The sequence below is a fragment of the Arthrobacter sp. SPT-J7 genome (assembly GCF_059089965.1).
Genome location: NZ_JBNHFF010000048.1, coordinates 1 through 17732 on the forward strand (window position 1 = coordinate 1; position 17732 = coordinate 17732).

At 64.3% G+C, this 17732-nt stretch carries 13 protein-coding genes and 1 pseudogene; 8 read left to right on the forward strand and 6 right to left on the reverse strand.

What is annotated here, in order from left to right; translation table 11 throughout:
• The coding region (locus tag AC5RWX_RS21530; RefSeq protein ID WP_494098341.1) for a DGQHR domain-containing protein at positions 1 to 1568 on the forward strand (1568 nt) is incomplete at its 5' end.
• A 301-nt stretch (positions 1569 to 1869) separates the two neighbouring features.
• Positions 1870 to 5514 (forward strand): methionine synthase, encoded by a 3645-nt coding sequence (metH, locus tag AC5RWX_RS21535; protein ID WP_494098342.1) that lies wholly within the window; start codon positions 1870 to 1872, stop codon positions 5512 to 5514.
• 40 nt (positions 5515 to 5554) lie between these two features.
• Here the strand turns inward: metH and AC5RWX_RS21540 are convergent, their stop codons facing one another.
• Positions 5555 to 6016, reverse strand: coding sequence for an SRPBCC family protein (locus AC5RWX_RS21540; protein ID WP_494098343.1), 462 nt, complete (start codon positions 6014 to 6016; stop codon positions 5555 to 5557).
• A gap of 332 nt (positions 6017 to 6348) precedes the next feature.
• Here AC5RWX_RS21540 and AC5RWX_RS21545 point away from each other — a divergent pair, with 332 nt between their 5' ends.
• Positions 6349 to 7146: a DUF6994 family protein gene (locus AC5RWX_RS21545; protein ID WP_494098344.1), complete on the forward strand. Its 798-nt coding sequence runs from the start codon at positions 6349 to 6351 to the stop codon at positions 7144 to 7146.
• Between the two features lie 20 nt (positions 7147 to 7166).
• On the opposite strand, the gene AC5RWX_RS21550 is transcribed toward AC5RWX_RS21545, so the two are convergent.
• On the reverse strand, positions 7167 to 10043 hold the full coding sequence (locus tag AC5RWX_RS21550; RefSeq protein WP_494098345.1) for an ATP-binding cassette domain-containing protein: 2877 nt from the start codon (positions 10041 to 10043) through the stop codon (positions 7167 to 7169).
• Complete coding sequence (locus tag AC5RWX_RS21555) at positions 10040 to 10609, reverse strand: hypothetical protein (protein WP_494098346.1); 570 nt, start codon at positions 10607 to 10609, stop codon at positions 10040 to 10042. The genes AC5RWX_RS21550 and AC5RWX_RS21555 overlap by 4 nt, the downstream gene beginning before the upstream one ends.
• A gap of 151 nt (positions 10610 to 10760) precedes the next feature.
• Here AC5RWX_RS21555 and AC5RWX_RS21560 point away from each other — a divergent pair, with 151 nt between their 5' ends.
• The gene (locus AC5RWX_RS21560) at positions 10761 to 11675 is read left to right on the forward strand and encodes a class I SAM-dependent methyltransferase (protein ID WP_494098347.1); all 915 of its coding nucleotides are present in this window, start codon (positions 10761 to 10763) and stop codon (positions 11673 to 11675) included.
• A gap of 32 nt (positions 11676 to 11707) precedes the next feature.
• Here the strand turns inward: AC5RWX_RS21560 and AC5RWX_RS21565 are convergent, their stop codons facing one another.
• Complete coding sequence (locus AC5RWX_RS21565; protein ID WP_494098348.1) at positions 11708 to 12352, reverse strand: LysE family translocator; 645 nt, start codon at positions 12350 to 12352, stop codon at positions 11708 to 11710.
• 177 nt (positions 12353 to 12529) lie between these two features.
• Positions 12530 to 12724: a hypothetical protein gene (locus AC5RWX_RS21570; RefSeq protein WP_494098353.1), complete on the reverse strand. Its 195-nt coding sequence runs from the start codon at positions 12722 to 12724 to the stop codon at positions 12530 to 12532.
• A gap of 36 nt (positions 12725 to 12760) precedes the next feature.
• Here AC5RWX_RS21570 and AC5RWX_RS21575 point away from each other — a divergent pair.
• Positions 12761 to 14025: pseudogene (locus AC5RWX_RS21575) on the forward strand (HNH endonuclease signature motif containing protein).
• 97 nt (positions 14026 to 14122) lie between these two features.
• On the opposite strand, the gene AC5RWX_RS21580 reads toward AC5RWX_RS21575, so the two are convergent.
• Positions 14123 to 14596 (reverse strand): GNAT family N-acetyltransferase, encoded by a 474-nt coding sequence (locus tag AC5RWX_RS21580; RefSeq protein WP_494098349.1) that lies wholly within the window; start codon positions 14594 to 14596, stop codon positions 14123 to 14125.
• Positions 14597 to 14871: 275 nt separating this feature from the next.
• Between AC5RWX_RS21580 and AC5RWX_RS21585 the strand changes: the two genes are divergently transcribed.
• The 3 genes from AC5RWX_RS21585 (at position 14872) to AC5RWX_RS21595 (ending at position 17510) form a co-directional block, all read left to right on the forward strand.
• On the forward strand, positions 14872 to 15345 hold the full coding sequence (locus AC5RWX_RS21585) for an SRPBCC family protein (protein ID WP_494098350.1): 474 nt from the start codon (positions 14872 to 14874) through the stop codon (positions 15343 to 15345).
• Between the two features lie 240 nt (positions 15346 to 15585).
• Positions 15586 to 16446: a phosphatidylinositol-specific phospholipase C/glycerophosphodiester phosphodiesterase family protein gene (locus AC5RWX_RS21590; RefSeq protein ID WP_494098351.1), complete on the forward strand. Its 861-nt coding sequence runs from the start codon at positions 15586 to 15588 to the stop codon at positions 16444 to 16446.
• Positions 16447 to 16475: 29 nt separating this feature from the next.
• Positions 16476 to 17510, forward strand: a complete 1035-nt coding sequence (locus AC5RWX_RS21595; RefSeq protein WP_494098352.1) for a hypothetical protein — start codon at positions 16476 to 16478, stop codon at positions 17508 to 17510.
• Positions 17511 to 17732: the final 222 nt, after the last annotated feature.

Here is a 17732-nt window from a genome sequence, read left to right on the forward strand (position 1 = left end):
CGGATCGCCTACTCAAGCTCGGCTACATCTTGCATCGCAGCAAGGCGAATTCAAGTCTGATGCCGACCTACCAGCGTCTAATCAAGAAGACGCGGCTCAAGAACGTCGCCCAGTTTGTGGATTCAGGAGGCTATTTCCCCAACTCGCTGATTCTGAGCCTCGAAGGTGGTCCACGTGGCCTGCAGTTCGACGCGTTCCCGAAAGTGAACGGACAGACACGCGCCGGGATACTGCATCTGCCGCAGACCTTCCGGGCAGCCTACATAATCGACGGGCAGCATCGTCTGTATGGGTACTCGGCCAGCGCCCGAGCGACAACTGATCTAATTCCTGTAGTCGCATTCGTGTCGCTGAGCCGGTCAGCCCAGATGCGGATGTTCATGGATGTCAACGAAAATCAACAGGCCGTTCCGAAGAACCTTCGGAACACCCTGAACGCCGACCTTCTATACGCGTCCGAGGACCTCCGCGAGCAGTCGAAGGCTCTCAAGTTGGTGTTGGCGCAGCGACTTGGTGAGGACAAGGTCTCACCGCTGTACGGGCGCGTTCAAGTTGGCGAAGACACAAAGACTCCGCTTCGGTGCCTCACGATCGACGCTGTCGCGAGAGGCATAGATAGAGGTGGATTCATTGGCACCTTCACCAAAACGGAAGTCAAGGAGATCGGCACCTTCTACCGAGGAACCAACGACGCGACCTGCGATGCATTGTTTGAGTATCTCGCGCTGGGCATAGGTCACGTTAGGAAACACCTCGGCGTCCAGCACAAGCTTGGTAGCGCCGAGGGCGGATTCGTATTCATCAATAACGGCATCGAGTCGATTATCCGGATACTCGGCGACATCGTAGTCCATCTTGCGGCAAATGACGGGGACTACGATCCGCGGGTGCAGGATCCGCAGACGCTGTTCGAGGACGCGGTCCCATACTTAGACTCGATGATCGACCATCTCACAGGCCTTGAGCCGGCGGAAGGCCTTGAGTACCGACAGCTATATGGCTCTGGTGCTGGGACAAAGTATTGGCGACGACTTCAGCAAGCGATCGCCGATGCGAGGCCCGAATTCAATCCGCCCGGTCTTGCCGAGTATCTGCGTGATGAACAAAAGCAGTTCAACGACGAGTCTCGCGACATGATCGACGACCTTGAGGCTTTCATGAAACAAGACGTCCGAAAGCGCCTACAGAATAAATATGGTGCGGAGTGGTTCAAGTTGGGAGTGCCTAGGAACCTTCGTGTCGAGGCCGGCAAAATAATGGTCGAGCGCAATGCAGATCGCTTGCCTGGGCAAGAGATCGACGAGTGGGATTGCCTTTACATCGTCAACTATCGCGACGTGATGATCCAGACTCAGGAGCTCTGGCAGGAGCTATTCGAAAAGCGCTACACACCTCCTGGCGACGAAAACAAGGCTGGCGGCCGGAAAGGACGGACAAGTTGGATCGCAACGGTCGGCGACCTGCGTAACGACGTTGCGCACCAACGAACGGTTTCGGTCGACGATCACGACTTTCTGACCACATTGCATACATGGCTGGTCAAAGGCCAAACCGACAACGATCTTTGACGCCGCTTGCGTGACGCAACTGTCCGACTTTGCAGCGCCCTCAACCCCATTAAAAGAGCGAAGCAAGCTGTGCGCTTGGGGCCTGAACCTCAAAGGTGTCGCAGGTTCAAAGCCTGTTAGCCCGACGTCTAATCCTGATGGACACGTTATTGCCAGGTTGTGTAGTCGCATCGAATGCTCGTCTCTTGCGAGGATTGCTGAGGTGCGCGCAACAAGTGAACACGCATCAGGAGAGGCGCCCCCCGTCGTAGTACACGGACATAGAGCGCAACGTTCCGGCCCCCGCACGTAATCTGTTTAGATGCCTCGTTTTGCGCTTGATATTGAGTCCGTCCCCCGTCCTGCCCGCTCGCAGGAGCTCCTGGACGCTGTGAACCACCGGGTCGTCATTGCCGACGGCGCGATGGGCACCATGCTTCAGGGCAGGGAGCTGTCGCTGGAAGAGGACTTCCTGGGATTGGAAGGCTGCAACGAGATCCTCAATGACACGCGCCCGGATGTCCTCGCGGACATCCACGACGCGTACTTCGCCGTCGGTATCGACGCGGTCGAAACCAACACCTTCGGCGCCAACTGGTCCAACCTCTCCGATTACGGCATCGACGACCGCATCGAGGAGCTCGCCCGCAAGGGTGCCGAGATCGCCCGAGACCGCGCAGAAGCGGCAGAAAAAACAGACGGACGGATGCGCTGGGTCCTGGGCTCCATGGGCCCGGGCACCAAGCTCCCTAGCCTTGGCCACACCAGCTACGACTACCTCAAGCAGACCTTCGCCCTGCAGGCCGAGGGCCTCATCGACGGGGGAGCGGACGCCTTCCTCATCGAAACCAGCCAGGACCTCCTGCAGACCAAAGCCGCGGTCAACGGCTGCAAGCAGGCCATCGTTACCCGCGGCATCCGTCTCCCCATCTTCATCGAGGTGACCGTCGAAACCACCGGAACCATGCTGATGGGCTCCGAAATCGGGGCCGCGCTTACCGCGCTCGAGCCGCTCGGCGTGGACGCCATCGGCCTGAACTGCGCCACCGGCCCGGACGAGATGAGCGAGCACCTGCGCCACCTCTCCAAGCAGTCCTCCGTCGCCATCGCCTGCATGCCCAACGCCGGCCTGCCCGTCCTTGGCGCCAACGGCGCGCACTACCCCCTCTCACCCACCGAACTCGCCACCGCGCACGAGCAGTTCGTCCGCGAATTCGGACTGGGCCTCGTGGGCGGCTGCTGCGGTACGACGCCGGAGCACATGGCCGCCGTCGTCGAACGTCTTGCGCCCTTCCGCACCAGCGGAACAGTCGCCAAGAGCGATAACAGCCCCGCCCGCGTCCCCACCGAACGGGAAGCCGGCGTCGCGTCCCTCTACCAGCACGTGAATTTCGACCAGGACGCCTCCTACCTCGCCATCGGTGAGCGCACCAACGCGAACGGTTCCAAGGCGTTCCGCCAGGCGATGCTCGAAGAGCGCTGGGACGACTGCGTCGACATCGCCCGCGAGCAGATCCGCGTCGGCGCCCACCTGCTGGACGTCTGCATCGACTACGTGGGGCGCGACGGCGTGGCCGACATGAAGGAGATCGTCTCCCGTTTCGCGTCGGCCTCCACACTCCCGCTGGTCATGGACTCCACCGAACCGGCCGTACTTCAGGCCGGGCTCGAACACATCGGCGGCCGCCCGGTGGTCAACTCAGTCAATTATGAGGACGGCGACGGTCCGGACAGCCGCTTCGCGCGCATCATGCCGCTCGTGAAGGAACACGGCACCGCCGTGATCGCCCTGACCATTAACGAAGAGGGCCAGGCCCGCACCACCGAGGGCAAGGTGGCCATCGCCTCGCGCCTCGTCGACGCCCTGGTGGGCGAATGGGGGATGCGCGTCGAGGACATCATCGTCGACTGCCTGACCTTCCCCGTCGCCACCGGCCAGGAAGAGACCCGCCGGGACGGCATCGAAACCATCGAGGCCATCCGCCAGATCACCGCGAAGTACCCCGGCATCAACACCACGCTCGGCGTCTCCAACGTGTCCTTCGGCCTCAACCCGGCAGCGCGAGTCGTCCTGAACTCCGTTTTCCTGCACGAGGCCGTGCAGGCGGGCCTGACCAGCGGGATCATCGACGCCGCCAAGATCGTCCCGCTCGCCTCACTGCCGGAGGAGCAGCGCAAGGTGGCCCTGGACCTCGTCTGGGACCGCCGCGAATATGACGCCGACGGCAACACCACCTACGATCCGCTGGCCATCATGCTGGACATGTTTGCCGGCGTCGACACCGCAGCGCTCAAGGATCAGCGCGCCGCCGAACTCGCGGCGCTGCCCACCGGCGCGCGCCTGGAACGGCGCATCATTGACGGAGAAGGCAAGGGCCTTGAAGCGGACCTCGACCTGGCCCGCAGCGAGGGCATGACCCCGCTGGGCATCATCAACGACCACCTGCTCGAGGGCATGAAGGTGGTGGGTGAGCGCTTCGGCGCCGGCGAGATGCAGCTGCCGTTCGTGCTGCAGTCCGCCGAGGTGATGAAGAATGCGGTGGCCCTGCTCGAGCCGCACATGGAGAAGTCGGATTCCTCCGGCAAGGGCACCATGGTGATCGCCACCGTGCGCGGCGATGTGCACGACATCGGCAAGAACCTGGTGGACATCATCCTCACCAACAACGGCTACAAAGTGGTCAACATCGGCATCAAGCAGGGCATCGCCGAGATCATGGCCGCGGCCGAGGAGCACAACGCGGACGTGATCGGCATGTCCGGGCTGCTGGTGAAATCCACCGTGGTGATGAAGGAGAACCTCGCGGAGCTGCAGTCCCGCGGCTTGGCGAAGAAGTGGCCTGTCATCCTCGGCGGTGCAGCCCTGACCCGCGCCTACGTGGAGCAGGACCTGGCCGAGCAGTTTGACGGTGTGGTCCGGTACGCCAAGGACGCCTTCGAGGGTCTGTCCCTTATGGAGCCGCTGGTGCGCGTCGCGCGCGGCGAGTCCCCGGACGACGTCGGCCTGCCGCCGCTGAAGAAGCGCATCCACAAGGGCGGTGCGAAGTTCACGGTGACCGAGCCGGAAGCGATGCCCGGCCGTTCCGACGTCGCCGCCGACAACCCCGTGCCTGCGCCGCCGTTCTGGGGCACGCGCATCGTGCGCGGCGTCTCGCTCCACGACTATTCGGCGTTCCTCGACGAGCGCGCCACCTTCATGGGGCAGTGGGGGCTCAAGCCCGGCCGCGGCGAGGACGGCGCCTCCTACGAGGAACTGGTGGAACGCGAGGGCCGGCCGCGCCTGCGCTACTGGCTGGACCGCATCCTCGGCGAGGGAATGCTCGACGCATCGGTCGCCTACGGCTTCTTCCCGGTGGTCTCCGAAGGGGAACAGGTGGTGGTGCTGCACCACGGGGAGGACCGCGACGGCGTCCTTGGCACCGCGGGCCTGCTCGCCCCCGACGGTGGTTCAGGCGGTCCCATCGGCACCGACAGGCTGCGCTTCGACTTTCCGCGCCAGCGCCGCGACCGGCACCTGTGCCTGGCCGACTTCGTAAAGTCCCGGGAATCCGGGCAGGTCGACGTGTTGCCGGTGCAGCTGGTCACCGCCGGCTCGAAGATCGAGGAGTTCACGTCGAAGATGTTCGCCGCCAACCAGTACCGCGACTACTACGAGCTCAACGGCTTGGTCATGCAGCTCACCGAGGCGCTGGCGGAGTTCTGGCATGCCCGCATCCGCAAGGAGCTGGGCTTCGCGGCCGAGGAGCCGAAGGACACGGCAGGGTATTTCAAGCTCGACTACCGCGGTGCCCGCTTCTCGCTCGGCTACCCCGCGTGCCCGGACATGGAGGACCGCCGCAAGGTGACGGAGCTGCTGAAACCCGAGCGGATGGGCGTGGTCCTGAGCGATGAGCTGATGCTGCACCCCGAACAGTCCACCGACGCGTTCGTGTTCCACCACCCGGAGGCGAAGTACTTCAAGGTGTGAGTTGTGGCGGGACAATCAGCTTCCGCGTATTCGTCCCCGACTAGGTCCGCTCAGCAATCTCCTTTAGTCGCTGCAAGCCAACCTGCCACATTTTTTCGAACTCAGCCGCCTGTTCTTCATCGGTATCGCTGTCAACAACGAGCTCAGTCATGCCATTTTTTTCTGTAAACGTGTAATTTTCATACGCTGGCGCCCATTTTCGTGCTTCGTCGCTCGTTGTATCTTCGACCCCATTGTTCATGATCCCCAGGTGTTCAATGGAGACAAACTCAAAGGGTCGGCATTTTGCGATCCTGCTGACCATGCCACCTGTTTCACCCGTTTCAGGATCAGGTCCAAGAAAAAGCATCTTCGAGCCCTCTTCCCAGGCGCCTTCAAAGTAGGAACCTTCGCTGAAGGCCGATGTCCACTCGCGGTACGTCTCATCGTCAAGCATCGCGTGCCAAACTTTTTCCTTTGGTGCATTGATCATTGTTGAGAAGTGTTGGGTCTGCATCGTCATACCTTCCTCGTTGACAGTTCTTGCTTTGACCATTCCCCCAGCCGCGAGGTCATGTGGATGTGGACCGACGGGGCTTCAAGAGCGATCACATCCTCCGTGTACTTCTCCAGACCGGGAGCGGGGGCGGGCGCTGTCGGGGCTTGTTCTGGGGTGAAAGCAGTCCGCATTCGGTCCCATCTCTACTACTTCTGGGGGACGGCCAGCTGCACCGGCACCTCTGATGTTCCTCGGAGCCAAAGTCCTCGTCAAGACCACCCGGAGGCGAAGTACTTCAAGGCGTGAGTTGGGCCTGGGACCACAAAAATGGCTTGACCTGCGCATACACTGCCACCATGCGCGTTTTCGATACCTCATTCGACTACAAGACCGACGAGTCTCGGAAGGCCAAGCGGGGTAACGCAGTCACCCAAGAGCTTGGCGACCCGGACGCGAACAGCGTGAGGCTCCGGGCGGACCACGAACTGCTGTGGACGAAAAAACTTTGCTCCGGCGATGTTTTTGCCCCAAACGCCTCCTCGACCCGTTCCAACGAGTACCTCATCTTCACTGATTCCTCCGGGGCGAGGCATTGCTACGGCAGCGACGCCATCACCGCCTCCTACACCACATGGATGCGTCCAAAGGCTCTGGTCGAGGCCATCGCTGGGCTCAACGACGAGCAGCGGGCCCGCTATCTCAACCCGCCCTACACCACCGGCAGCGCGATGATTTGGCCCGTGAGGAAGAAGGACCGACCCACCATAAACCAGGCACGAGGGACAAGATCGCTGATCTCTGACCGGATCGACCTGACCCTCGAGTGCATACGGCGCCACTACGCAGGAGAACCGGAGAGCCCACTTGCCGATGTCATCAACGCCTACGCGGACTTCTTCGCGCTCTTCGGGCAGCGGGAGGAAGGGTTCAGGTGTTTTGTGGACTTCTTCCACTTCCAGGACCTGGTGACGCCAGATTACAACGAGGTACGGTTCTTCCTGCCGTTCGACAACTTCACGCGACCAGGGACACCGGCCACAACCGAAGAGTACGTGGAGTACCGGGAGCAGGTACTTGAGTTCATCGCGAAACGGGGCCAGCGGATGGCTAAATGGGTCACAGAGAACCACCCCGAGATGGAGGTCTGCGAGTAGCGACTGGAGGTTCCGCTGCCTCAGACTCTGATGTGAACGCGGTCCCTTGTTTCCTGCCCTGGTGCGTCATGACCGCTGCCGCCATGAACCGCGCTGGAAACCGGCTTTACCCGCCGGAGCGCGGCGAGAATGGCCCGCCCCACCACAACGATTCCGATGATTGTGGTGACAGCACGCAGGGTGTCCCAGCCCGCCGTCGACGTCAGTAGTGAGTAAAGCAGGAAGCTGCTGAGGTTGGTGGCCAACGGTGCGCCGGGGACGTAGGAGATGCCGGTGCCCGTGCCCACCGCGAATGGCCAGAACCACAGATTGAGCAGCAGGCCAAACAGGTAGGACGCCAGGACGCCGTAGCCGCATAGCATCCAGAGTTCGGCCTTGCCCCGGACATGGCGGGGGAGCAGACCCGCCCCGGCGCCCACCCATGCGCAGGCAAACATCTGGAACGGAGTCCACGGCCCGATGCCGCCCCACAACACGCTGGAGACGGCGATGGTGGCGGCACCGAGGAGCAGGCCGAAACGGGGACCGAACGCCCGGCCGGCCAGGATCAGCAGGATAAAGACAGCTTCCACGCCCCCGACGCCGGTGCTCGCCACCCGCACCGCCGAGCCTACGGCTGCCAGGACGCCGAGCAGCGCCACGGTGTGCGCCGAGCGGACCGATCCGTCGAGGGAGACCGCGACGGCGACCACGGCCACGGGGGCGATGGCCAGGGCAACGTAGGGGAGAGCGGCGGCGGCATCTTGGGGGAGGGCCGCGGCGAGCAGCGGCCAGCAGAAGGCGGCGAGGGCCAGGAGGTTTGCGGCTGCGAGGACGGCGAGTTCGACGCCCCGCGGCATCCGGATGCGGGTCTTTCGTTCCACGCTGCGGGTGTCTGACTTGATGATTCCCGGTTTTGGTCCCGTGACTGACTGCCGGGGGAGCGGGAGGAATGGTTTGGCTTCTTCTGCCGGCACGTAAGAGGGCGCGACGCCGTCACGCATCGGCAGGATCCGGGCGCCGAGGCTGTTGGCAAAGTCGTGGTCATGGGTGGCGATCAGGACCGCCGTTCCGGCATCCGCTGCTGCCCGTAGCGCAGCCGCGACTGCCGTGCGAGCCGTGGGATCGAGTCCGCGGGTGGGCTCATCGATCAGGAGTACCGAGGGATCGTCCATGGTCTGCAGCGCGATGGCGAGGATCCTGCGCTCACCGGCAGAGAGGTCGCGGGGATGCTCGTGTCCGATGGGTATCGTGACGCCTCCCCGAAGGCGGGCGAGGTGTGACGCCGCAAAGCCGGGTGCAGCCTGCCCGCTGTTCTTTTTGCCCGCAACGCGGCGCTCCGCCGCGCGCAGCTCGCCTGCGACCGTATCCCGGGTAAAGAGGTCGTCCGAGGCGTCCGGTACAAGGGCAATCCGACCGCCGTCGACCGTTCTTACACCGCCCGTGGCGCCGTCGGCCGTTCGTGCACCGGCTGCTCCTTTGTCCAGCGTGCCCTCACCAAGGGCAAGCGCCACCAGGAGGGAGGACTTCCCAGCCCCATTAGGCCCCACAAGGGCCACCACGTCACCGCGGTGCAGGGTCAGCGACGCCTCGCGCACCAGCGGCTTGCCCTTGCGGTGCACAGCGAGGTTAGTCGCCGTCAGCACCGGCGCCGCGTCCAGCCGCTCCATCAGCGGCATATAAGCCTCGACAGGAGCAGAAGGCGACGGTGCGGCACCCGGGATCAGGTAGCCGTCGTTGATGGTCCACCACGAGTCCGCAACGGGTACCAGCGCTTGCGCCCGGTGCTCGGCCACGATGACGCAAACGCCGGTGTCGCGGGCGAGGGCGTGAAGGACGGTGATGACGTGTTGGCGCGCTGTGGCGTCGAGGTCGGCCAGTGGCTCATCCACCAGGAGCAGGGCCGGCTGATCTACGACGGCGGCGGCAATGGCCACGAGGGTTGCCTCACCCGCCGAGAGGGTGCTGACGTTCCGGTCCAAGAGTGCCGAGACGCCGATACTTTCCGCGACCTCCAGCACCCGTGCCTTGGTAGTCGCGGATGCCATGCCGCGCAGCTCAAGGGCGAGGGCGATCTCGTCCCGGACCCGCGTGCTGGCGAAGGCGGCACGCGGATTCTGCAGGACGACGCCGATGAGGCTGGCGGTATCGCGCGGCGGCGTGCCGGCACGGTCCATTCCGGCGACGCGCACGGTCCCGGAAACTTCTCCGCCGTCAACGTGTGAGAGGAGGCCGGCGATGCCCCGCAGGATGGTGGATTTGCCGGAGCCCGTCGGCCCGGTGATGACCGTGATTGAGCCGCTGTCCGGCGTGAAGTCCGGGACGCTGATCTGCGCGTCACCAATGCGGAACTCGGCGTCCCTCACCAGAAGCGGGCCGTCGTCGTCGTTCCTGAGGCGGTGTTCCGCCCGGCTCCCGAAGCCGCGCAGCTCCAGGGCCGCGGCAACCCGGCCGGCGTGCTCAAGGGTGCGCTCAAGTATGGGCACCAGGGCACGGGGTCCGAACCGTTCGCTCCGCAATCGGAAGGCCAGGCGCACGGAGGCAACGGCGTCGGAAAGGGCTGGAAGTGCCGCCCACGCCACCACGAGTGTCCGGGCTAGGCCCTGCATGGGGCCGCGGCGGGCCAGGTGCACGAAGCCGTGGGCCACGTCTACGAAGGCGTTGAGTACGCCGAACCCGAGGATCATCCCGGCAATCGGCAGGGCAGACAGGACCGCCTCCCACAGGCCCTGTCCAGTGACCGGGCCCAGGAAAACCACATGGGCATATGGGGCAGGCAACCGCATCGGCGGCAGGTCCAGCAGGACCGGGCCGCCGGTGCCCGCGCCGTTGAAGAGGCACCGGTAGATGACCCGCGCCGCGATGAACACGACGGCGAGTGCAGCGCCGGCGCGCAACGGCGCGGGTCGGAAGGTCATGCCGCAGGTGCGGCCGGTTCGCCGTCGACTGTGAAGAGCAGTTCCAGGCTCTGGCCCGGGCTCACCTGCAGGGTAGAGACGCCCTCCTGGGCGTAGTCCCAAGGACCGCCGTCCGACTTGATCCAGAGCGACCAGTAGGCGAAGGCGGCAGGCATGGCGCTGCATTCTTCGCGGTAGGTGCCGCCCTTATGGACGATGTCGAAGTCCGCTGCGGGCACTCCGTTAACACGGCACACAATGTCGTTCGGGTACTGCGTGGTGCCTTCGGTCTGGACACCGGCCTCGCCAAGTACTGTGGTTGCGGGTGTGGGTGCGTCCACCGGCACGCATACGTTCTTGTCAGCGGCGGCCTGCTTCAGGGCGCCCGAGTCGACGATGACCTTCACCCCGTCGCAGGGCTCGGAGGCAGCGGTGGATGAAGCGGCGCTGGTTGAAGCCGCTGCCGTGGAAGCGGGTTCAGAGGCAGCTGGCTGGGTGGCTGGCGCCGAACAGGCGGCGAGGGAAAACAGGAGACCGGCGGCGGCGAGGGAGCTCGCGGCGGCGGTGCGCATCTTAGTCAAAGTCACCTGTTAAGGGTAGGGCGTTGCCTGTCCGGATCCGGAGGCCGTCGCGTTATGTGACGTCAGGCTTCATGTCAGTTGGCAGGCGCGCCGCACAAAACAAAGGGGACGACGGCGGGAGGTCGCGCCGTCGTCCTCTTCGTTCCCTTCCGGTGGCATGGATCAGCGTTATAACGTGATGGGCGTGATCGTCCCCAATACTTCCCAGAACGCCGTGGCCGTCGCGGATCACTACGACGAGCTCGATCCCGTTTATCGCCGGGTGTGGGGTGACCATGTCCATCACGGGCTATGGGCCACGGGTCGCGAGACGCCCGCAGAGTCCGTCGAGGCGCTCGTCGACACGGTCGGCGAGCGGCTGCGCCTTATGCCCGGCGAGGCGTGCGTTGACATCGGTTGCGGCTATGGCGCCACCGCAAGGCAGCTCGCGGTGACACGCAGGGTCAGTGTCACCGGTTTCACGATTTCCGCCGAGCAGGCCGACTATGCCGCCGCGCATCCCGCACCCGACGTGGACATCCAGCTCCGCGACTGGCTCATCAACGGGCTGCCCGATGCCTCCGCCAATGCCGCATGGGCGATCGAGTCGAGCGAGCACATGGTCGACAAGCCCAGGTTCTTCGCCGAGGCGCACCGCATACTGTCGCCTGGAGGACGCTTTGTCGTCTGTGCGTGGCTCGCCGAGACTGATGCCAGCGGCTGGAAGCTTCGCCACCTGCTGGAGCCGATCTGCCGGGAAGGGCGCCTGCCCTCGATGGGCACGCGCGAGGAGTATGAGGCGATGGCAAGGGCGGCAGGGTTCTCGATCGATGGCTACGAGGATGTCAGCCCCCGCGTCGCCCGTACATGGACCATCTGCGCCCGCCGACTTGTGAAGGCCTTGCTCGTGGATCGCGAGACCCGTCGCCTCGCCCTTGGCGCACGCAATCGCATCTTCGTGCTGAGCATTCCCCGCCTGATCCTGGCCTACCGCACAGGCGCGATGCGCTATGGGATATTCACGCTGTCAAAGGCGAGGGAGGACGGGGCACCACCCGCACCTGGCACATCAACCCAGCAGGAGCCGGCCTGATTGCCGGCATCGCCACTGTCCCAGCAAGGAATCTAATGGGCGGGTTCGAGGGCCAGTTTCACGCCGAAACCCACGAGGACGGTTCCGGTGATGCTGTCGATGATGCGGATGCTTCGGGCGTCTTTGAGCCAGCGGGCAGCGTAGCCTGTGCCAAAGATCAACAACGTGAACCAGACCATGGACAGCAGGCAGTGGACGCCGGCGAGCAGCACGCCCATCAGCAGGGGTGAGGCGCCTGCGGGGATGAACTGGGGAATGGTGGCGATGTAGAAGACACCCACCTTGGGATTGAGCAGGTTGGTTCCTGTACCGGTCAGCCAGCCCTTGAACAGCTCATTTTTTCCGGAGGAGAGTTCAGCTGCTTCACCTCCCGGTGTGGCAGGGACTTTGTCTTTACGCAGGCTCTTCCACAGGAGGGACGCTCCCAGCCACACCATGTAGGCCGCTCCGGCGAGTGTGAGCACACGGTAGGCGAACTCCGAAGCTGCCAGCAGTGCCGATACCCCGACAGCTGCGGCTATGCCCCAGATCATCGCACCGGTGCTGATGCCCAGCGCTGTGGCGAAGGCGAAGCCTCGCGACTTGGAAATGGATGACCTCAGGACCAATGCCGTGTCCAGGCCGGGGACCAGTGTCAGAAGTCCGGCAACAAGCGCAAAGGAAAGAACAGCTGTCATGAGAGTCACCGTCCAAGGATAAACAGGGGAAGCTGTAGCGTATTAATGAGCCTGTTGCGACGGTGGTTGGAAACCGCCGCATGGCCCCTCAGGATCTCGCCAAGGTGCCCATTGCGCAGCGGTCCCACCGTAGCGGCTGTCCGCACCACTCAGTACAACAGGACTTCCTGGAATGTCTTACCCCCCTGCCATGCTTTGGTTATGGAAACCGGCGTGGTTGTCGATACGCAAGGCAGGGCCGCGTTGGCGGCTGCCGTCGCGGCGGTGGCCGGGCTTGTTGATGAGCTTGCCGGTATTGTTGCCTGCCCGCCGGCCGCCCTGGATGGGCATAACCGCGTTCCCGAGGCCGATGCTGATACTGATCCGCTGCAAGATTTTTCCGAGGCATGCTTGGACGGGTTAGGGGTGCTGGCACGCGTTGAGGCCGCGACGGCGGCGGCGAAGGTCCGGCTGGTAGCCGCCTACGCGGAAGCCACCGCGGGAATGGAGGGCCCGGCGGCCAGCGCGTATGAGGCGTCGGCGCGGGAGATAAGCCTGGTGGCGGAAGTCGCGTGCGTGCTCACGATCGGACAACGCGCCGCATCCGCCCTCCTCGGGGAAGCCCACGCGCTGACCACGTCATTGCCGGCGGCACTTGATGCGCTGCAGAACGGCACTATCGCCTGGCAGCACGCCCGCATCGTGGTTGATGAAACTACCGGCCTTACGCCCGCAGCAGCCTCCGCTTTGGAGGCACACTTCTTCACCCGGAAGCACCCAACCCGGCCCGCGGTGCCGCGCCCGGAGAGCTGGTGCCCGCCCGGTTCCGCCGGAAGGTCCGGGCCTGGCGTGAACGGCACCACCCCGAGTCCCTTGAAAAACGCCATGAGGACAAGATGGAGGACCGGCGGATGGAGTACGCCCCGGACCGGGACGCCATGGCCTGGCTATCGCTCTACCTTCCCGGAGACACAGCCCTGGCCATCTGGAACAAAACGACCGCTCTCGCCCGCGGTCTTCAGGGCCCGCACGAGTCACGCAACCTCACCCACTTGCGCGCCGACATCGCCGCAGGGCTGCTGCTGGGCAGCGCGAACCAGAACGCCGGAGATGTACCCTCTCCTAAGGCTGATGTACTCGTCACCGTCCCGGTTTTCTCCCTCCTTGGACTTACCGACGAACCCGCCCACGTCGATGGGCTGGGTCCGGTCCCGCCGTCGATGGCGCGCAGGCTCGTCGCCAATGGTGCCGGCTCGTTTTACCGCGTCCTGATCGACCCGCGCGACGGGGCGCCCCTGGAAATCGGTCGCACCAGCTACCGGCTCCCGGAAACGCTGAAGCGGTGGCTTAAGATGCGGGACGGCAGATGCACCTTTCCGGGCTGCAGCAACCACAGCCTGGACAACGAAGGGGACCATCTCACCGCCTGGCAGCACGGTGGGACCACCGGGATCAGCAATCTCGGACAGGCGTGCCCAAAACACCACCGTCTCAAACACCGGTCGGCATGGACACCAATCCGGGCAACTAAGGATCAACCACCTGGCTGGATTTCACCGACCGGCCGATACTATCCAGCCGAGCATCCGGACCGGGAACCACCAGTCTGGCCACCTGGCTGCCTTCCCACCACCGTCGGCCCATCGGGCGTTAGCCCCTTGGAACAGGCCATTTTGACGCGCCTCGCGGCCTGACTCTCCGGGCTGCCTGACGCGCCTCGCGGCCTGACCCTCCGGGCTGTGCTTGCGCCCCTGAAGCTCCCGGCCGCGCGCGGTATCCGTTGGAGGGTCCCTACAGGCGCAGCTCCATGAAAACGCTGTTGGGATCCAGGGCGTAGTCGGCAAACGGCGGGCACTCGGTGAAGCCGTTCCGGGTGTAGAGGCGCCGCGCGGGAGCAAAGTATTCTTCGGTTCCGGTCTCAAGGTAAAGGTGCTTGAGGTTCCGGGCGCGGGCGTCGTCGAGGATGTGCCGGAGCATCAGGGTGGCTACGCCCCGTCCCCGTGCGCTTGCCGTGGTGCGCATGGACTTGATCTCACCGTGCATCGCCAATCCGGACGGGGAGTAAAGGAGCTTGAGTGCGCCGCACCCCAGCAGGCCACCGTCCTCACGGGCCGTCCAGAACGTAATTGACGGCACGGACAGTGCGGAGTGGTCCAGTGCGTGGACGCTTTCCGCCGGTGAAGTGGCGTACATGTCCGCCAGGTGTTCGCTGAGGAGCTGATGGACGTCGCCGCGTGCGGGGTCGTCCCGGTCAATGGAAATCATCGGGCTTAAATCTACCGGCTGGTGCCGCCAGTGGGCACCAAACGGAAGCGGACGACGGCGGACGCCTCCCGCCGTCGTCCGCCGGATCTTCAGCCTCCCGGTCGCCCTGAGTGTCACCACAAATGGGACCAGAGGTGGCGCCGTTCCGGGGATTCCGAAGGTCTGGACACAGTCAGCAACCGGACTTATCGTGCAGAGGTGGCGGCTGCCTGACTGGCAGGATGGCAAGCTCTGCCGGTCCGCCGTTGCGGCCGTCCGTCATGAGGAGGAAGCAGATGGAACACGTTGAAGAGACCGTTGAAGTCGCAGTCCCGGTGCGGACCGCGTACAACCAGTGGACCCAGTTCGAATCCTTTCCGCAGTTCATGTCCGGCGTGGAATCCGTAACCCAGCTGACCGACACCACCAACCACTGGGTTACCAAGGTGGGTGGTGTTCAGCGCGAATTCGACACTGAAATAGTTGACCAGGAGCCAGACGACAGGATCGCCTGGCGCAGCACCGACGGCAAGTCCCACGCCGGCATCGTCCGGTTCACGCCGCTGGATGCCAATCACACGAAGGTCAAAGTCCATTTCGAATGGGCGCCGGAAACCATTACCGAAAAGGCAGGCGCGGCACTGAAGATCGATGAGATGCAGGTAAAGGCTGATATGCGTAAGTTCAAGGAATTCATTGAATCGCGCGGTGCCGAAACCGGCGGCTGGCGTGGCGAAGTCAAGGACAGCGGCCCGGCCGGGCAGTTCTAGAAGTGACAGTGGGATCACTGAGGAACCAAAGCCCAAATAACAGGAAAGCGGACGACGGCGGGTGCCTCCCGTCGTCGTTCTTTTTGCCCAATGTGCGGCGCGCCTGTCACGCCCAGTTAACCTTTCGGCTACCCCACCGCCCTCCGACGTTCTCCCGTAACCAGCAGTCTTTTCACGCACCCCTTCTGTCCGGCGCCCCCAACGCCCGGGCGGACATCCCCGAGGTACCAGGAGTACTCCGTGTTCGTGAAAAGCACCCTTGCCGCCGTCGCCGTCCTCGCCTCCCTGGCGGGGACAGCCGTGGCACCCGTCCAGGCAGAGGCAACCAAGCCGGCGCCCGTCGTCGTCGGTCAGCCGCTGGCCCAGGCGCATGCGCACAACGACTATGAGCATGACCGCCCCCTGTTCGACGCGCTGGAGCACGGCTTCACCAGCGTCGAAGCGGACGTCTGGCTGGTTGACGGCGAGCTGCTGGTGGCGCACGACCTGGAGGATGTCCAGCCCGGTGTCACGCTCGAAAGCCTTTACCTCGACCCGCTGCAGGACCTGGTTCGCAGCCAGCAGGGCCACGGCGTCTACCCCAAGTGGGACGGCAGCCTGCAGCTCCTGATAGACATCAAGAGCGAAGGCGAAGCCACCTACGCCGCCATCGAGCAGGAACTCGCTGAGCACCGCGACATCATGAGCCGCTACACCAACGGCACCACCAAGACCGGCCCGGTCACCGCCGTCATCAGCGGCAACCGCCCGCTGGCTACCATGCAGGCACAGGGGAAGCGCTTCAGCTTGTACGACGGCCGCTCCGCCGACCTCACCTCCCACAGGCCCGCCGGCCTGATGCCGCTGGTCAGCGACAACTGGACCAGGCTTTTCACCTGGCAGGGCGTCGGCCCGATGCCCGAGGCCGAGCGCGCCAAGCTGCACGCCTACGTCGCGGAGGCCCACGCCAACGACCTTCGCGTCCGCTTCTGGGCAACCCCGGACATGCCCGGCGATGCCCGCGAAGCGGTCTGGAATGAGCTCTTCGACGCCGGCGTGGACCACATAAACACCGACGACCTCGCCGGCCTGCAGCAGTTCCTCACCGCCCGCACGCTCTAAGCCCTTCCCAGCAGAAACAGGAAACACCCATGCCTTCAAAGACCCTGAAAACTACGACGGCGGCAGCCGTCCTGGCGCTCGGCCTCCTTGCGTCCCAGTCCGCCACGGCAGCCAACGCCGCCGACAACCAGGCGTTCACTTTCGGTGTCATCGGCGACATCCCCTACGGCGACGCCGAAATCGCCAAGTTCCCCGCCCGCATCCAGGACATCAACGCCGACAAGGAACTGAAGTTCGTCACCCACGTGGGCGACATCAAGAACGGCTCCTCGGTCTGCTCGGACGAGTACTTCACCAACATCCGGACGCAGTTCGACACCTTCGAGCACCCACTGGTCTTCACGCCGGGCGACAACGAGTGGGTGGACTGCCACCGCACCAACAACGGCGCCTACAACCCGCTGGAACGGCTGGACAAGCTGCGGGAAGTCTTCTTCGACGAGCCCGGCAAGACCCTTGGCGCCACCATGCCGGTCAAGACCCAGGAGAACCTTGGGTTGCCGGAAAACGTCCGCTTCAACCAGAACCGCGTGGCCTTCTCCGTGCTGAACATCCAGGGCAGCAACAACTCGCTGCAGCCGTGGAGCGGTTTGGGCAACACCACGGCCACGCCCGAGCAGTTGGCCGAAGTTGAACACCGGACGGAGGCCGTCCTGAACCAGATCCGCGAGACTTTCGCCGATGCTGAACGCCGCAACGACCGCGCCGTGGTGCTGATGACCCAGGCCGACATGTTTGATCCGTCGCTGCTCAACGCGGCCACGGCCAACCCGGAAATTGTCTCCGGCTTCCGCGAGATCGTGCAGGCCATCATCGAGGAGACCAACAGCTTCGACCACCCGGTCTACCTCATCAACGGCGACAGCCACGTCTTCGCCGAGAACCAGCCGCTGGCCGCGGGGTCACCGTGGCTGGACATCTACGGCCAACCCGCCGCGGACGACCTGCAGCGGATCACCGTCGACGGCTCCGCCAACGCCACCAACTACGTCCGGTTCACGGTGGCCGGCAACAGCTCCGACTCCGACGTCCTGAGCTGGGAGAAGGTCCCCTTCAGCCAGTAGGCGCCGAAGTGAAGCGGACGAAGGCGGGTGCCTCCCGCCGTCGTCCGCTTCCCTTTGCTGTGGGTCTTGGCGCCTGCCCTTACGGGCTGAGGTCCCAGTGGGCTTGGATTGCCTCTGCGATGGGACCCCTGGTGACGTCCACCCGGAGAGCGACGGGGGCTGTCCCTGTCTCTTCAATGACAGCGTCACGGTACACCCGCCCGCATCTGGGGCACAGCGTGT